13 protein-coding genes and 1 pseudogene are annotated in these 17,420 nt (G+C 33.4%); 6 read left to right on the forward strand and 8 right to left on the reverse strand.

What is annotated here, in order from left to right:
• The first annotated feature begins 2 nt into the window (after positions 1 to 2).
• Positions 3 to 893 carry a Ppx/GppA phosphatase family protein gene (locus tag IGB25_RS01145; RefSeq protein WP_211065812.1) on the forward strand — a complete coding sequence of 297 codons (891 nt, stop codon included), beginning with the start codon at positions 3 to 5 and terminating at the stop codon, positions 891 to 893.
• Positions 894 to 969: 76 nt separating this feature from the next.
• Here the strand turns inward: IGB25_RS01145 and IGB25_RS01150 are convergent, their stop codons facing one another.
• On the reverse strand, positions 970 to 3,426 hold the full coding sequence (locus IGB25_RS01150; RefSeq protein ID WP_211065813.1) for a TonB-dependent receptor domain-containing protein: 2,457 nt from the start codon (positions 3,424 to 3,426) through the stop codon (positions 970 to 972).
• A 234-nt stretch (positions 3,427 to 3,660) separates the two neighbouring features.
• On the opposite strand from IGB25_RS01150, the gene IGB25_RS01155 reads away from it, so the two are divergent.
• The gene (locus IGB25_RS01155; protein ID WP_211065814.1) at positions 3,661 to 4,227 is read left to right on the forward strand and encodes an aminodeoxychorismate/anthranilate synthase component II; all 567 of its coding nucleotides are present in this window, start codon (positions 3,661 to 3,663) and stop codon (positions 4,225 to 4,227) included.
• Positions 4,228 to 4,453: 226 nt separating this feature from the next.
• On the opposite strand, the gene IGB25_RS01160 is transcribed toward IGB25_RS01155, so the two are convergent.
• The 5 genes from IGB25_RS01160 to ytxJ all read right to left on the reverse strand — a co-directional run bounded on the left by IGB25_RS01160 (position 4,454) and on the right by ytxJ (position 10,059).
• A complete protein-coding gene (locus IGB25_RS01160) occupies positions 4,454 to 5,320 on the reverse strand; it encodes an RNA polymerase sigma factor RpoD/SigA (RefSeq protein WP_211065815.1) in 867 nt (288 codons plus the stop codon).
• Positions 5,321 to 5,920: 600 nt separating this feature from the next.
• Positions 5,921 to 6,475 carry a carboxymuconolactone decarboxylase family protein gene (locus IGB25_RS01165; RefSeq protein WP_211065816.1) on the reverse strand — a complete coding sequence of 185 codons (555 nt, stop codon included), beginning with the start codon at positions 6,473 to 6,475 and terminating at the stop codon, positions 5,921 to 5,923.
• An 89-nt stretch (positions 6,476 to 6,564) separates the two neighbouring features.
• On the reverse strand, positions 6,565 to 8,256 hold the full coding sequence (ettA, locus tag IGB25_RS01170) for an energy-dependent translational throttle protein EttA (RefSeq protein WP_211065817.1): 1,692 nt from the start codon (positions 8,254 to 8,256) through the stop codon (positions 6,565 to 6,567).
• Between the two features lie 88 nt (positions 8,257 to 8,344).
• On the reverse strand, positions 8,345 to 9,565 hold the full coding sequence (locus IGB25_RS01175) for an NAD(P)/FAD-dependent oxidoreductase (protein ID WP_211065818.1): 1,221 nt from the start codon (positions 9,563 to 9,565) through the stop codon (positions 8,345 to 8,347).
• Between the two features lie 116 nt (positions 9,566 to 9,681).
• Entirely contained in the window at positions 9,682 to 10,059 is a 378-nt protein-coding gene (gene ytxJ, locus IGB25_RS01180; protein WP_211065819.1) for a bacillithiol system redox-active protein YtxJ, read from the reverse strand.
• 180 nt (positions 10,060 to 10,239) lie between these two features.
• Here ytxJ and clpB point away from each other — a divergent pair, with 180 nt between their 5' ends.
• Complete coding sequence (clpB, locus tag IGB25_RS01185; RefSeq protein WP_211065820.1) at positions 10,240 to 12,843, forward strand: ATP-dependent chaperone ClpB; 2,604 nt, start codon at positions 10,240 to 10,242, stop codon at positions 12,841 to 12,843.
• A 645-nt stretch (positions 12,844 to 13,488) separates the two neighbouring features.
• On the opposite strand, the gene IGB25_RS01190 is transcribed toward clpB, so the two are convergent.
• Both IGB25_RS01190 and IGB25_RS01195 read right to left on the reverse strand, forming a co-directional pair.
• Complete coding sequence (locus IGB25_RS01190) at positions 13,489 to 13,917, reverse strand: cytochrome c (protein WP_211065821.1); 429 nt, start codon at positions 13,915 to 13,917, stop codon at positions 13,489 to 13,491.
• A gap of 7 nt (positions 13,918 to 13,924) precedes the next feature.
• Positions 13,925 to 15,030 (reverse strand): annotated as a pseudogene (locus IGB25_RS01195) (PQQ-dependent sugar dehydrogenase).
• Between the two features lie 84 nt (positions 15,031 to 15,114).
• On the opposite strand from IGB25_RS01195, the gene pxpA reads away from it, so the two are divergent.
• The 3 genes from pxpA to IGB25_RS01210 are packed head-to-tail and all read left to right on the forward strand — an operon-like array spanning position 15,115 to position 17,415.
• Complete coding sequence (gene pxpA, locus IGB25_RS01200; protein WP_211065822.1) at positions 15,115 to 15,849, forward strand: 5-oxoprolinase subunit PxpA; 735 nt, start codon at positions 15,115 to 15,117, stop codon at positions 15,847 to 15,849.
• Positions 15,846 to 16,574 (forward strand): 5-oxoprolinase subunit PxpB, encoded by a 729-nt coding sequence (pxpB, locus tag IGB25_RS01205; RefSeq protein ID WP_211065823.1) that lies wholly within the window; start codon positions 15,846 to 15,848, stop codon positions 16,572 to 16,574. The genes pxpA and pxpB overlap by 4 nt, the downstream gene beginning before the upstream one ends.
• Complete coding sequence (locus IGB25_RS01210; RefSeq protein ID WP_211065824.1) at positions 16,567 to 17,415, forward strand: biotin-dependent carboxyltransferase family protein; 849 nt, start codon at positions 16,567 to 16,569, stop codon at positions 17,413 to 17,415. Before pxpB ends, IGB25_RS01210 begins: the two co-directional genes overlap by 8 nt.
• The last annotated feature ends 5 nt before the right edge of the window (positions 17,416 to 17,420 follow it).

The raw sequence follows: 17,420 nt of genomic DNA on the forward strand, positions 1-17,420 counted from the left end.
TCGTGCTCAGTATAAAAAAATATGCCGCCATAGATATTGGCTCAAATGCTGTAAGATTATTAATTTCAACCATTACAGAACCTGCAGATAAACCTGTTACTTTCAAAAAAACATCTTTGGTTAGAGTGCCGATTCGTCTCGGTCAAGATGTGTTTGTCAACGATTATATTTCTGACTACAATTTTTCTAGAATGAAACAAACCTTGAAAGCCTTTCAACTCTTGATGAATTGCCATAATGTTGAAAAATACAGAGCTTGTGCAACTTCAGCTATGCGTGATGCCAAAAATTCGAAAGCCTTAGTTGAAGACATTAAAGCAGATACTGATATACATATAGAAATCATTGACGGCAACGATGAAGCGGCCATCATTGCGACTACCGATTTACACCAATTGATTCAAACCGAAAAATCATACATTTACGTGGATGTTGGCGGTGGTTCAACTGAAATCACAATTTATTATAACGGCAAAACTGTAGCTTCAAAATCTTTTAATCTCGGTACAGTTAGATTACTGAATAATTTAGTTTCAGAAACCGATTGGGAGCAATTTAGGTTGTGGATTAAAGAACAAACAAAATCGTTTTCTAAAATTGAAATGATTGGTTCGGGTGGCAATATCAATCATATTTTTAAAGCGAGTGCTAAAAAAACAGGCAAACCCTTATCGTTTTTCTATTTGAGTTCTTATTACCAACTGCTTAAATCGCTGACCTACGAAGAACGCATCGCTCAGCTTGATATGAATCAAGACCGAGCTGACGTGATTGTGCCAGCAACAGAAATCTATCTTACTGCTATGAAATACAGTAAAGCCAGAAGCATTCATGTGCCAAAAATTGGCTTGTCAGACGGGATTATTAAGTCGATGTATAATGAGAATAATTGAATTAAATATAATTTTTTACAATTGTATTGCACTGAAGACCAAACAACTATAATAGCTGTCAAGCATCAGAAACTTTCTAAAATCCGCCTTCGCCACCATCAAAATCACTATCACCACGGCTTCTAGTATTGCGTTCTTTTTTGCGATTAAAGCGATAAATAACAGTTGCTGTAAATTGTCTTTCTCTCCATTGAAAAGAACTATCACGAGTAAAGGTTTGAGAAACAGTAAATTGATCTCTTTTTCTAGAATTGAATAAATCTCTAATACTCAATGAAAGTGTAAGGTTTTCATTTTTCAAGAAATCTTTACTAAAAGCGATATCCATAGATGCAATTGGGTCTGTTTCAGTTTGTGCATTTTCTCGTGGACCTCTGTAAAAAGCATTGGTTTGCCATTGAATTTTTCCAGGTAAAATGACATTTGAACTGAATCTTCCAAAATAACTTTCGTTGGTAGCTCCATATTCTTTGCCTTCAAATGAACCATTACTTTCAAATCTAAAGTAATTGAAACTCAAATTTGTTCTTAACCATTTCACGGGATTGTAAAGCAAGCCAAATTCAGCACCAAAGCGTTCTTCTGTGGCAAGGTTTATAGGTATATTTTCTATAATTATAATGTTATCTTCTTCTGTTCGTCTGCCTGTATCTCTTTCTACACGTTCAAAAGCATCGGTTTCTTTTTGGTAGTAAACAGAAGATGTTAAGGTGATTTTTTTCCATCGTTTTAAATAGCCCAGATCAAAAGCATCAGCAAATGAAGGATCTAAATCTGGGTTGCCCTGAAAAACATTAACACGGCTAGATTGAGAAGGAAAAGGATTTAAAAACCAACTTCTTGGTCTGTTGATTCTTCTATTATAACCTAAGGAAATATTCTCGTCTTCACCTATTTCATAGACAAGATTTACTGTTGGAAATAAATTATCAAAATTTTTATCAAAATCAAAATTTCTGTCAAAATTTTCAGGGACTAAAGGTGTTGTCTTTCCCTTTAATTGAGAGTTTTCGTATCTTAAACCTAAGAGATAAGAAAATTTTCCTATTTTGTCGCCATATTGGGTATAAATTGCAGTAACGTTTTGTTGAAAATCGAAATCACTTGACACAAATTCATCTACTACTAATTCATTGGTAGTGAGGTTTTGTTTTTGAACTAAAAAAGATTGGGTTTGGTCAGAATAATCACCTCTAAAGCCAAATTCAAACTGTGCATTGCCCATAGGTCTTACATAATCTGCTTGTATAAGATAGCTATCTCTTTTTTCAGTCTCTAAGTTATCCTGAAAAGCAACTAATGAATCTACAGGATTAGTTTGATTTTCGTCAATAGTAGTCGCTTGACTTTGGTCGCTTTTAGAATATTGAAAGTCGGCAGTTAATTTATGATCTCTATTGTCTTTATCAAATCGTTTTACGTAGTTTAAAGCATATTGATATCTTTCATCATCATCTAACTCTTCTTCAATTCTGATAGTTCTGCTATTTTCTAAGCCGTTAGCAAATCTTTTATTGGTGTTTGTTGTGATATCTCTGTCGTCTCCTGTTCTGGTAAAAAAACTAGCCGTTATAGAAGACATGTCATTTATAAAATATTCTACACCAGCATTTAGGTTAAAATTTTTATCATTTCTATCATAATCTCTATCTTCAATAATTCTATCAAAATTTAATGAATCAGTTTCAGTATATCGGGTATCAAAATTTGCGTTTCCTGGTCTGTTTCTTTCGGTATAGCCAATACTGGTAAACACATTAAAATTATCCGTTCTTAAATTTAGATCGGCAAAAACTCCAGAGTTTTTAGGTTCACCGAGAGTTCCTCTAAAAGAGCCGTTAAAGCCTAAAGTTTTTTCTCTTTTGAGGATAATGTTTATGATTCCAGCCGTTCCTTCCGCATCATATCTTGCCGATGGACTTGTGATAACTTCTACAGATTCTATGGCATCTGCAGGAAGTTGTTGAAACACATCTTGATCGCCAAAACCAGCTATTGATGAAGGCTTGCCGTTTATTAATATTCTTACATTTTCATTCCCTCTTAAACTTATAGCACCGTCTATATCTACAGTTACCGAAGGCACATTTCCCAAAGCATCGCTTACCGTGCCACCTGAAGTTGTCAAATCTTTACCAACATTGTATATTTTTTTATCTAAACGTACTTCAACTTGTGTAGTTTCAGCAACAACATTGACTTCATCTAATTGGTTTTGTGCAAATTTTAATTTGATATCACCTAAATTTTTGTTAGAAGTAATACTTATGTTTTTTATGATTTTTGGTTCATAAGAAATGTATTCAAATTTGATATCATATTGACCGTTTTCAACATTTATAGAGAAATTTCCATCAGAATCAGTAATTCCACTAGTTACAATGTTTTCGGTACCTGGTTCTAATATAGCTATGGTGGCGTAGGCGAGTGGTTCGTTTTGACTGTTGTCTAAAAGTTTTCCTGTCAATTTGTTTTGTTGAGCAAATACGCTAAAAGAAATGATTGTAAGCAAATAGGTAAGAAAATACTTCATAAGTTTGTTTGCGTATTTGACAAAAATTGGGTTCAATTGTTAAATTAAGCATGCGTTAAAGTTGAGTTAAGGTAATTAAAAGCTTAAATATAGATTTGTTCTCGTAAATCATAGTGAAACACTTTATTTTAGTTTTTTAATTCAAATAAAAATGAAAACAAGAAGTTTATAAACAAATTGAAAACACAATTCATCTCGCAGTACAAACATTTTAAATTTTTAAGATTGATTTAAATGAAAAAAATATTAGTCATTGATAATTATGATTCTTTTGTTTACAACTTGGTGCATTATCTCGAAGCTTTTGATGCTCAAGTCGATGTGGTTAGAAACAAAAGTATCAACATTGAAGCAGTAAAACAATACGACAAAATTCTCATATCACCAGGACCAGGCATTCCAGACGAAGCTGGGCAACTCAAATCTGTCATAAAAGAATACTATCAAACCAAACCTATTCTTGGGGTTTGTCTCGGTCAGCAAGCTATTATGGAAGTTTTTGGTGGAAAATTAGAAAACTTAACAACCCTTTATCACGGTATTGCCACTTCAATAAATATTACAGCAAAAGATGAAGTTTTATATCAAAGTTTACCCAGCCAAATAGAAGTTGGTCGTTATCATTCGTGGGTGGTTCAAAAAACTTTACCCGAAGTTTTAGAAGCCACTTCGGTTGACAAATCTGGACATATCATGTCGCTTAGGCATAAATATTACGATGTGAGAGCAGTTCAATATCATCCAGAGTCTGTGTTGACTCCACACGGTAAAACCATTATTCAGAATTGGTTAAATTCTTAAATAGGGTTTCTCAGAAAGTCAGAATTTAAAGCTATAGATTTCTATTTAAAACCGTTGAAACGATTAGGATTTCGTATTAGCTATGGTTTGCAAATATTCGATTGTGAATGGATTTATCCATTTTCTATGATTTCAATTTCTTCCCTGTAAGTATTCAAAAAGTCAAAAAAAAAAAAACCGTTGAAACAAATTTCAACGGTTTACAAATTAAAAAACAGGACTTAAATTATCCTAAATATTTTTTAAGCATTTTGTTTTTAGATTGATGTTTGAGTCGTCTAATGCCTTTTTCACGAATTTGACGAACACGTTCACGGCTTAAGTCAAACATATCTCCGATTTCCTGAAGTGTCATAGCAGGTTGGTTACCGATGCCATAATTTAGCCGAATTACATCAGCTTCACGTTGAGAAAGTGTATCTAAAGCACGATTGATTTCAACGCTTAAAGAATCTTTCATCAGCTGATCGTCTGGATTAGGAGATTCTGCAGAACTGAGCACATCGTAAAGGTTTGAATCGTTTTCACCTTCTTTAAATGGTGCGTCCATAGATAGATGACGTCCAGAATTTTTAAGAGCAACTTTAACTTGAGATTCAGACATGTCAAGCTCTTTTGCTATTTCTATAGCAGAAGGAGGACGTTCGTTTACCTGTTCTAAATGAGAAAAGGTTTTGTTAATTTTGTTGATTACACCGATTTTGTTAAGTGGTAAACGAACTACTCTAGACTGTTCAGCAAGTGCTTGAAGTATAGATTGTCTAATCCACCACACGGCATAAGAAATAAATTTAAACCCTCTTGTTTCGTCAAAACGTTTGGCGACTTTGACTAAACCAACATTACCTTCGTTGATTAAATCTGGTAATTTTAAACCTTGGTTTTGATATTGCTTAGCAACAGAAACTACAAAACGTAAATTGGCATTTGTCAATTTTTCTAAAGCCACTTGGTCACCTTCTCTGATACGTTGAGCCAACTCTACTTCTTCTTCGGCTGTTATAAGGTCAACTTTACTGATGTCTTGTAGATATTTGTCTAATGATTTAGACTCTCTGTTGGTAACCTGTTTTGTTATTTTTAGCTGTCTCATATATATTGAAATTAATTTAGTCCGACATAATATGTTTTTTATTTAACATGACCAAATAAAATTTAATAAATAAGTAATATTTAAGATTTATGATTTATAAATATTTTCAACCAATTTTATTTAACACACTTATTTCTATGTATTTAAACAATATTTTTCCCTTTTATCAGTAATACATAAATAAGCACTACGTTCATTAGTGACTTAAAAAAAAATCACTTTTTATTAAATGAAATTTTTTAATTATCAGAAACTTAAAATATCACAATTTTAATAATTGAACGTGAGTTCGATATAAATTCCAATAAAATATATTCATATAAAATACAGATATTTAATCATTTGTCATGACGACAAAGCGAAGCATGAGCGACGAGACATCTCAGTAGGATGAGATTTCTCCTCATTCTTCGTTCGAAATGACAAAATTTGCTAACAAAAATATGTAATTATCTAATTTACAACTTTCATTAAATCGAACTCAGGTTAATTGAACTCGATTTGTTTAACATCATCAAAGATGGATAAAATCTTTATAATATTACATAAAAACCCTGCAGAGCTAATCATGCAGGGTCTTCAATCAATCATAAAAAACTACTACTTATTCCATTTTCGACTTTCAAACATTTGGTCTAAAGGTGTATTGGCAATATGGTTGATGTAATTTGAAAATGTTTTCATACCTACTGCTGTTACGACACCAGCGATGTGTTTATCTGTATAGCCCTGATTTTTTATAGCTTTTGTAACTTCTTCAGAAGGATAGCCTCTATGTTTTACAACCGACTTGGCATATTGACTCAAAGCCTGAAGTTTAGCATCTGGAATTTCTTTACCATCTCTTATGGCATTGGTAACTTCTTTTGGTACATTACTTTGATTGTCAGCAATAAAAGAGTGAGCCGCAACACAATAGGTACAGCCATTTTCTAAAGCAATGCTTAATAATAAAACTTCTTGCTCTACAAAGTAAAAGCCAGAATCTTGTCTAAAAGTTTCATCAGCAGAAGTATAAGCTTTTAACAAAGAAGGATTATTTGCCATAACTGCAAATAAATTGGGCACCATACCCATATTGTCTTTTGCTGATTGAAGAATTGGTTTTGCTTTTTCATCAGCGTTTTCGATTGTTTTTAATTCAAATGTTGACATAAAATTTATTTTTTGAAATAGTCGATAATTTTTATATCATCTTACAAAACATACAACTTTTTAGATAGATTTGATTTTTTTTAAAAATCTTATCTCTTTTTCAATTTCTTATACTTAATCCGTCTAGGCATTGTATCGCCGAGGCGTTTTGTTTTGTTGTCTTCATATTCGCTGTAACTGCCTTCAAAGAAATAGACTTCAGAATTGCCTTCAAAAGCGAGAATATGGGTGCATACTCTATCTAAAAACCACCTGTCGTGAGAAATAATAACTGCACAACCAGCAAAGTTTTCTAAACCTTCCTCTAAAGCCCGAAGAGTGTTAACATCCAAATCGTTGGTTGGCTCATCTAGTAGTAGTACGTTGCCTTCTTCTTTTAAAGTCATTGCCAAGTGCAGTCGGTTACGCTCACCACCAGATAGTTTGTCAACTTTTTTGTTTTGCTCGCTTCCGCCAAAATTAAATCGGCTGAGGTAAGCTCGGGCATTGACTTTTTGGTTGCCCATCATAATCAGGTCTTGACCATCTGCAAAATTTTCATAAATACTTTTATCAGGATCAATGTTAGAATGGGCTTGGTCAACATAAGCAATTTTAGCTGTATCGCCGACTTCAAAAGTGCCTTCGTCAGGTTCAACTTCGCCCATGATCATTTTAAAAATGGTGGTTTTACCCGCACCATTAGGCCCAACAATACCAACGATTCCTGCTTGAGGTAATTTAAAATTCAAATCGTCATAAAGCAACTTGTCGTCAAATGCTTTTTTAACGCCTTTAGCTTCAATCACTTTGGTTCCTAATCGCGGGCCATTAGGGATGTAGATTTCTAATTTTTCATCTAATTTTTTCTGGTCTTGACTGACGAGTTTGTCGTAATTTTTTAATCGGGCTTTTTGTTTGGTTTGTCTTCCTTTAGGTGACATTTTAGCCCATTCTAATTCGCGTTCAAGGGTTTTTTGACGTTTCTTGGCTTGTTTTTGTTCGTCAGCCAAACGCTTAGATTTTTGCTCAAGCCAAGACGAATAATTACCCTTAAACGGAATACCTTCGCCACGGTCAAGTTCAAGTATCCAACCAGCGACATTGTCTAAGAAATATCTATCGTGCGTCACGGCAATGACTGTGCCTTTATACTGTTGTAAATGTTGTTCTAACCAATGCACGGATTCGGCATCGAGATGGTTGGTTGGTTCGTCAAGTAGTAACACATCGGGTTCTTTTAGCAATAAACGACAAAGTGCCACACGACGTCTTTCACCACCAGATAAGACACTGATTTTTTTATCAGCATCAGGAGTGCGTAACGCATCCATAGCCACTTCAAGTTTGTGATCGAGTTCCCAGGCATTGGTAGCATCAATTTTATCCTGAAGTTTAGCTTGTTGACTCATCAATTTTTCCATTTTATCTGGATCGGAATAGACTTCTTCTAAACCAAACATATCGTTGATTTTGTTGTATTCATCAAGGATTGCAGTAATTTCAGAAACTCCTTCTTTAACCACTTCGAGAACGGTTTTATCTTCATCTAATTGGGGCTCTTGTTCGAGAAGACCAACAGAATAATCTTGAGAAAAGACCACATCTCCAGAATAATTTTTATCAATCCCTGCTATAATTTTGAGCAATGTGGACTTCCCAGAACCATTAAGACCGAGGATACCGATTTTGGCACCGTAGAAAAAACTGAGATATATATTTTTTAGAACAGGTGTTTGTGCTCCTTGAAAAGTTTTGCTCACTCCAGACATGGAGAAAATTACTTTTTTATCGTCTGACATATTATGTTTTATTTAAATTGATGAATTATAGTGATTAATTTCCATTTCAGTTCTTAGTAACTAAAAACCATTTATCTCAACGTCAAAGTTAAAATGTTTTTCCTGATAATTTATAGGATAATTTGGTTTTGAATACTTGAATTATTCTCAGCCCTATTTTTCTAAACTTAAAATGGAATAACATATTAAGAAATTCATCATAACTGGCATTATCATGATAAAATTTCATACGGTTTTCAATTTGCTCATCTGTATATTTAATATAAACGCGTTTACTAGAGAGTTCACAAATTTGCCATTTTAATAAATTTTTCTTTCGCCAAGCTTTACGGTATTTATCAAATGTATTTTGATTAGTTTTAAGAAAGCTATCAATATATTCACAGGCTAAATTTGCACTTTGCATAGCATAGCGAATGCCTTCACCACCAAGTGGATTTACTGTAGAAATGGCATCGCCTACAGCAACTACTCGGTCTTTATAAAATGTATCTTTAATACTCGGACTATATTTTAAAGTGCCACCATGAACATCTAATATTTCATAATCAATCGGTTTAATGTATTCATCAATAACTTTTTCGGTGAGTTTTTTGGTGGTTTTGTTTGTTTTGTCTTGGTCTTTGGCTTTGATATGAACTTTGCCTGCACCGACTTTTAAAATTTTGTTTTCCATAGGAAAAATCCACGAATAGCCTTGGAGTGCCCATTTATGCCCGAGGAAGAAAATTAAATTGTCTTTGTATTTATTATAAGTTTCTTGATCGACTTTAATGAGGTATTCAAGACCACTACCTAGCACCATTTGTGGTTGGTCGTCTTTGTTGTTGTACATCACTTTTCTTACAGGACCAGTGGCATCAACAACTAATTTTGCTTTGTATTGAACAGTTTTTTGATTAGCAGAGTTTACGAAGTCAATAATAATTCCATCTTGTATGACTTTCTTTTTGACATACCGATGACCCATTAAAACTTTACCGCCATTCACTTTTACTTCATCAGCTAAGAATTGTCGCAATTTGCCGAAATCTAAAACAACGCCTTTGTTTTGATCACTTGTCCAGGCATATTCATCTTTGGTACATTGAATTTTTAGATTTTTCCAATAACTACCGATTACAGATTGTGGTATTTTAAACTCATCAAGAGGAACAAGTGTCATTCCTGCACTTGAAAAATTGTTGTCTGCAAAACTTTCATAACGCTCAGTTAATAAAACTTTATGACCGAGTTTTGATAAATTTCGAGCCGTTTGTCCACCAGCTGGACCGCCACCAACGACAATCACATCAAATGTTTCTATCATTCTTTTAAGTTGAAGAAGACAAATATAGGTTATAATTGATTTTTAGAAAAGAGTTTTTTAACGAGTAGATGTTGCTATTAATAACCCTTACCAAAATATTTAATTAGACTAATTTTCTAACACCCGATTGACAGCACCAGTACAATCGCTGAGTGAGAAGCCTGATGAACCACTTGTACTTTATGTAGTATAATCAATTGTGGCGACTGATGTAAAACGCCAAGTTTTTCTGCAATAGCATTAGAAACATCACGATGTGCCAACAAATCTAAGTAGAGTAGTAGCACTGCATCTTCATCAAAATCGGCATTGTTTTGAAACTGATTCAGCACCATTCTGCTGATGCCACAACTTGTAGAATGTTTAAAAATCACAACAGGTTTGTCTTTAGAAATATCTAAAGCATTATCCAACTGCTTGATGTCTTCTAAAACTTTCCAATTTAAAGATTTTTGTTCTTTCTTTGAGCCGAATAATGTATTGAGAATTCCCATATTTTGTTTATTTTTATAGAGTCGTATTTATTTTTTAGAACTTTCAAAAATAAGTATTCAGAAAGAATTTTAACAAGACAAAATGGCTTGTTAAACACAAAAAAAGATGCCAAAATGACAATACTAACTAAGGGTATATTTTTTGACAATAGATAATTGAATTAATAAAAATAAGAAATTATGAACCCAAATCAATTGACCATAAAAGCCCAAGAAGTCATTCAAAAAGCACAGCAATTAGCACAAGAATATGGGCATCAACAAATCGAAAATGAACACGTTTTTAAGGCAATAATAGAAGTTGATAAAAATGTGTTGCCATTTATTTTTAAAAAACTTAGCATCAACCAAAAGTTGTTTGTTGATATTCTTGACAATACACTAAAAAGTTTTGCAAAAGTATCTGGCGACGATATCTTACTATCGCGAGAAGCCAATAAAACCTTTAACGAAGCAACGATTATTGCTAAAAAAATGGAAGATGAATATGTTTCTGTTGAGCATCTCATTTTAGCTATTTTCAAAAGTAATTCTAAAGTTGCTCAAATTTTAAAGGATCAAGGTGCTACCGAAAAAGGTCTAAAAGCCGCCATTGATGAATTACGACAGGGCGATAAAGTTACTTCTCAAACAGCAGAAGACACCTACAATTCATTAGATAAATATGCTAAAAATCTTAATAAACTTGCCGAAGAAGGCAAACTCGACCCTGTGATTGGTCGCGATGAAGAAATCAGACGTATTCTTCAAATTTTATCTCGACGCACCAAAAACAATCCGATGTTGGTCGGTGAACCAGGAACAGGAAAAACCGCTATTGCCGAAGGTTTAGCCCATAGAATTATCGCTGGAGATGTACCTGAAAACTTAAAATCAAAACGCATTTACAACTTAGATATGGGTGCGTTGATTGCTGGGGCAAAATACAAAGGTGAATTTGAAGAACGTTTAAAATCTGTCATCAAAGAGGTAACAAAAAGCGATGGTGACATTATCTTGTTTATAGACGAAATTCACACCTTAGTTGGTGCTGGCGGAGGACAAGGTGCAATGGATGCGGCTAATATTCTTAAACCTGCTTTAGCACGTGGCGAACTCAGAGCCATTGGTGCAACAACACTTGATGAGTTTCAAAAATATTTTGAAAAAGACAAAGCACTTGAACGTCGTTTTCAAAAAGTTATGGTCAATGAACCTGACACCGAATCCGCAATTTCTATATTGCGTGGTATCAAAGAAAAATATGAAACTCACCACAAAGTTCGCATAAAAGATGAAGCCATTATCGGTGCAGTTGAACTCTCTCAACGTTATATTACAAATCGATTTTTACCTGATAAAGCTATTGATTTAATGGATGAATCAGCATCAAAATTGCGAATGGAAATCAATTCAAAACCTGAAGAACTCGATGTTTTAGATCGAAAAATTAGACAGTTAGAGATTGAAATTGAAGCCATAAAACGTGAAAAAGATGAAGCTAAACTCAAGATTTTAAAATCTGATTTAGCTGAACTCAAAGAAGAACGCAATGACTTAAATGCCAAATGGAAAAATGAAAAAGAATTAGTCGATAATATTCAGCAAATCAAAACTGATATAGAACAATTTAAACTCGAAGCTGAACGAGCTGAACGCGAAGGCGATTATGGAAAAGTAGCTGAAATACGCTATGGCAAAATTAAAAATGCACAAGAAGAACTTGAAAAGCTACAAAAACAAGTTGAAGATAATGCAGGTGCAGACACATTGATTAAAGAAGAAGTAACTTATGAAGACGTTGCTGAAGTAGTAGCAAAATGGACAGGTATTCCTGTTACAAAAATGCTACAAACCGAGCGTGAAAAATTGCTTAAACTTGAAGATGAATTGCATAAACGCGTTGTAGGTCAAGATGAAGCTATCGTCGCCGTAAGTGATGCTGTACGTAGAAGTAGAGCGGGTTTACAAGATGAGAAAAAACCTCTCGGTTCATTCTTGTTTCTCGGAACAACTGGAGTTGGTAAAACCGAATTGGCCAAAGCCTTAGCCGAATATCTTTTTGATGACGAAAACGCTATGACTCGCATTGATATGAGTGAATATCAAGAGCGTCACGCCGTGAGTCGTTTGGTTGGAGCACCTCCAGGATACGTCGGATATGACGAAGGCGGACAACTTACTGAAGCCGTTAGACGCAGACCGTATTCTGTAGTATTGCTTGATGAAATTGAAAAAGCACATCCCGATACGTTTAATATTTTGTTGCAAGTGCTTGATGAAGGTCGTTTGACCGATAATAAAGGTCGTTTGGCAGATTTTAAAAATGCCATTATTGTGATGACTTCAAATATAGGAAGCCATATTATTCAAGAAAAATACGACACTTTTAACGACGTTGACACCGCAATGGAAGTCGCAAAAGAGGATGTTTTAAATCTGTTGAAAAAGAATGTCAGACCTGAATTCCTTAACCGAATTGATGACATTATCATGTTTACACCTTTAAGCGAAAAAGATATCAAGGCTATTGTAGATTTACAGTTGAAACAATTGAAAAAAATGTTGTCTAAACAAGGCATTACCTTAGATGCAACAGAAGAAGCTAAAAGTCATCTTGCCAAACTCGGTTATGATCCGCAATATGGAGCAAGACCAGTAAAAAGAACCATTCAGCGAGAAGTATTGAACGAATTGTCTAGAGAAATTTTAGCTCAAAAGGTTACAGCAGATAGCATTATTTTGCTCGATCAATTTGATGGAAAGTTAGTTTTTAGAAACCAAAAAGATTTGGTGAAGTCATAAGTTAAGTTAAGTTAAGACAAGCTTTTAAAATAAAATTAAGCCTGCTATTTTTAGTAGGCTTTTTTTGATGAAAAGTTTAAGAAAATCTAATTTTTATAAAAGCCACGAATACACTAATAAAAGTCACAAATACACTAATAAAAAGCCACGAATACACTAATAAAAGTCACAAATACACTAATAAAAAGCCACGAATACACTAATAAAAGTCACAAATACACTAATAAAAAGCCACGAATACACTAATAAAAGCCACAAATACACTAATTAAAAGCCACGAATACACTAATAAAAGCCACGAATACACTAATAAAAGCCACGAATACACTAATAAAAAGCCACGAATACACTAATAAAAGCCACAAATACACTAATTAAAAGCCACGAATACACTAATAAAAGTCACAAATACACTAATAAAAAGCCACGAATACACTAATAAAAGTCACAAATACACTAATAAAAAGCCACGAATACACTAATAAAAGTCACAAATACACTAATAAAAAGCCACGAATACACTAATAAAAGCCACAAATACACTAATAAAAAGCCACGAATACACTATAAAAGCCACAAATACACTAATCACGAATACACTTAAGGTTTGAAATTATGAATTCAATTTATTGATTTGAAGAAAAGTCAATCTTTTTCAATAGATTTTACTTTCTTGACTGTAATCATCTCATCTTGTGTATTTCCCCAAGAATTCATAATATAATTCATCACATCGGCCACTTCTTCATCGCTTAAACCTTGTGCTGTCATGGCGTTATTATAAACATTGCCATTAACTTCTATTTCACCTTTCAACCCGTATTTAATGGCAAGAATACTTTCATCGACTTTGTCATCTAACCAATCAGATTTAGCTAAAGGTGGATAGACTCCAGAAACGCCTTTTCCACTCGGCAAATGACAACGAGAACAAAAATCTTCATAAATCCATTGACCATCTTCAATACTTTGTTCTAAAGTTTTTTCTTGCTGTATAATTTGATATCCTGCTTCAAATTTTTCAGATGCAGAGGATAAAACTATTCCAATCAAAATTTTGATAAGCGTTGACATCACTAAATCAATTTAAAAGTTTTACCAAACCAACACCTTCAACACCAACATAAACAAAACCATCAGGACCTTGTTCAACGCTTCTTACACGACCGATGCCATCGAGTATTTTTTCTCTTTTGGTCACTTTATCATTTTCAATGATTAAATGTTCTAGATATTGAAATTTTAGTGAACCGACTAAGATGTTACCATTAAGATGTGGATATTTATCTGATCGTACGAATGTCATTCCACTAGGGCAATTGATGGCACCCAATAGTGAAAAGGTTGAGCCATACCTTCTTTTTTAGTAATTTCTGTGAATTTAGTTCCGGAATAATTAATACCATAACTTATCACAGGCCAACCATAATTAACACCTTTCTCAATAATATTAATTTCGTCGCCACCGCGTGGACCGTGTTCGTGTACCCATATTTTACCAGTTTCTGGATGGCGTTCCATACCTTGTGGATTACGATGTCCGTAACTATAAATAGCTTTTTTGGCATTTTGTTGGTCAACAAAAGGATTGTCGTTTGGAATACTTCCATCATCGTTTAGACGATAAATTTTACCATTATCTCGAGTTATGTCTTGTGGGTTTTCATCTCGATTTCCACGATCGCCAATTGAAAAATATAAATAGCCGTTGTTGTCAAATTCTATGCGACTTCCAAAATGCTGTCCACGTTTTGAAGGTTGGTCTCCTTGATACAACACTTCTAAGTTTTGCAATGTATTGTTGTTGACTTGAAATCTCACTAATCTTGTATTGCCACCGTCTTCAGTTTCAGATTTTTTAGCATAAGTGGCATAAATCCAAGGTTGTTTGGGATAATCAGGATGAATTTTAATATCCATCAAACCGCCTTGTCCACGCACATAAACTTCAGGAAAACCTGTGATTTCAGTTTTTTGTTTATTCTTAATGTGAAATAATTTGCCTTCTTTTTCAGAAACAATTATACTTCCATCAGGTAAAAAATCAAATCCCCAAGGAATTGCTATACCATCTGCAATAACTTCATAACTGTAGTCTTTAGAAGATTCTGTGATGTTTTTATCAGTTTGTGCACAAGCGATAAGCCCTGTAAAAGCAAAAGCGAAAATAGAAACTTTTATTTTCATAATTTTAAATTTTTCTGAAATATACTGATATTCCCATAATTCTAATTTATTTTAAGAAAATTTATAAAATTTACATTTTTAAAAATGAATTACACTATCGACTTAAATGCTGATCTTGGCGAAGGCAAAACTAACGACGAAGCTCTTTTAAAATATCTCTCGTCTTGCAATATCGCTTGTGGTGGACATATTGGTGATCAGCAAAGTATTTTAAAAACCATTAAATTGGCTCAAAAGCACAAAGTTAAAATAGGTGCTCACCCATCCTATCCAGATGTTGAGAATTTTGGAAGAAAGTCTATCAAAATTAGCATAGATGATTTAGTAGAAGCTATCGATAATCAGTTAAATTTATTCAAGAAATGTATTGATGAAACTAAAGCCACTTGGCATCACATCAAATTTCATGGGGCTTTGTATAATGATTTAAAATCTGATGAAACCAAAGCTCGAGCATTAGTCAATTTAATTAAAGATAAACACCAAAAAACCATTCTTTATGTGCCACCAAATTCTATGATTCAGTCTGTTGCAAAACCTCAAATTCCAATTAAAATCGAAGGCTTTGCAGATAGAGCATACAATGAAGATTTGAGTTTGGTATCGCGTCAACATCCTAAGGCTGTTTTTAAAACATCTGAAGCAGTGATTAAGCAAGTTAAGAAAATGATTATTGATAAAGTTGTTGAAACATTTAACTCAAAACACATCTCCATAAAAGTTGATACTATTTGTATTCACGGTGATACACCTAAGGCTTTGGATATGTTAGAAACCTTAGTTGATGAGCTCAAAAACCAAAAAATAAAGATTCAATGATAAAAAAAGAACTCAACGACTTCAAAACTCATTTGTCATCACCTACGAGTTTGCTTGTAGAGTGGAATTTTAAGTTGTCTGCAAAATATATTAAAACCTTACAAGCTTTAAAAAATCAGCTTTTAAAACAAGATCAGGATATAAAATATATAACTTCAGCTTTTAATACATTTTTGATAAAATATAAAAATTCTGATATTGATATTTTAAAGAAAAAAAATCAAACCGAAACTTTCATAAACTCATTTGAAATTAAAAATAATGGTGAGGTTAAAACAAGACGATTTAAAATTCCAGTGTGTTATGAATATGAACAAGATTTAAAAAATATTTCAAAACAAAAAAATCTCAGCACATCTAAAATTATTCAAATTCATACTGAACAAATTTATACCTTATATTTTATCGGTTTTTTGCCAGGGTTTTTATATCTTGGTGATGTTGATAAACGCATTCAAATACCAAGACATCAAACCCCAAGACAAAATGTTGAAAAGGGTAGTGTAGGCATTGCCGAAAATCAAACGGGAATCTATCCTATGCGTTCGCCTGGTGGCTGGCAGATTGTTGGGCAAACACCGATTGATTTGTTTGATGTCAATAGAAAACCACCAAGTCCATTTCATCCAGGAGATCAAATTCAGTTTTTTGCTATTGATAAATCGGAATTTGACAGGCTTAAAAACGCTGATATTTCAATTGAAAAATTTAAACAAAATGATTAAACTTTTATCCAACGGATTTTATACTAGCATTCAAGACCTTGGTCGGTTTGGCTATACTGATTTTGGTGTGCCATTAAGTGGAGCTATGGATCAAAATTTATCCCGTTTTGCTAATCTTTTGGTAGGTAATTCACCTGAGCAAGCAGTTTTAGAAATGACTTTTATTGGTTCTAAACTCAAATTTACTACAGCTCAAACTATTGCCATTACTGCACCAAAAGCAAAAGTATTTATAAATGGAATAAAAGCGGAGACCAATCATCAACTCTCAATTCATCCCGACGATGTTTTGGAAGTTAAAAACATACAAAACAGAGCCTATCTCGCCGTTAAAGGTCATTTGATTTCTGAAGAAAAACTCGGAAGCCAAAGCCAATATCAATCTATTACAACTTTAGAAAAGCTAAAAAAAGATGATGAAATAAGAATTAAAAGCAATCATCAAAATTTCAATAAAAAACACGCTAACGTTAATTATGATTTTTCTATTTATGAATCCAAAACTTTAAAAGTTTACCCTTTGCCAGAATACGATAAACTTAACCGAAATGAAAAAGAAATTTTAGCGACCAAAACATTCACTATTTCAGAACAAAGCAACCGTATGGCTTATCAATTTGATGAAGTTTTTGAAAATCGCTTAGAAAGTATTAATTCAACACCTGTTATGCCTGGCGTTGTGCAATTAACACCAGAAGGTAAACTGATGATTTTGATGCGTGATGCACAAGTTACAGGTGGTTATCCTAGGATATTTCAGTTGTCCGAAAATAGTATTAATCTTTTATCACAAAAACCCCTCAAAAGTCAGATAAATTTTGAAATTTTAAAACTCAAATAAATCAT

The sequence above is a fragment of the Flavobacterium sp. CS20 genome, assembly GCF_018080005.1.
Classification (GTDB): Bacteria; Bacteroidota; Bacteroidia; order Flavobacteriales; family Flavobacteriaceae; genus Psychroflexus.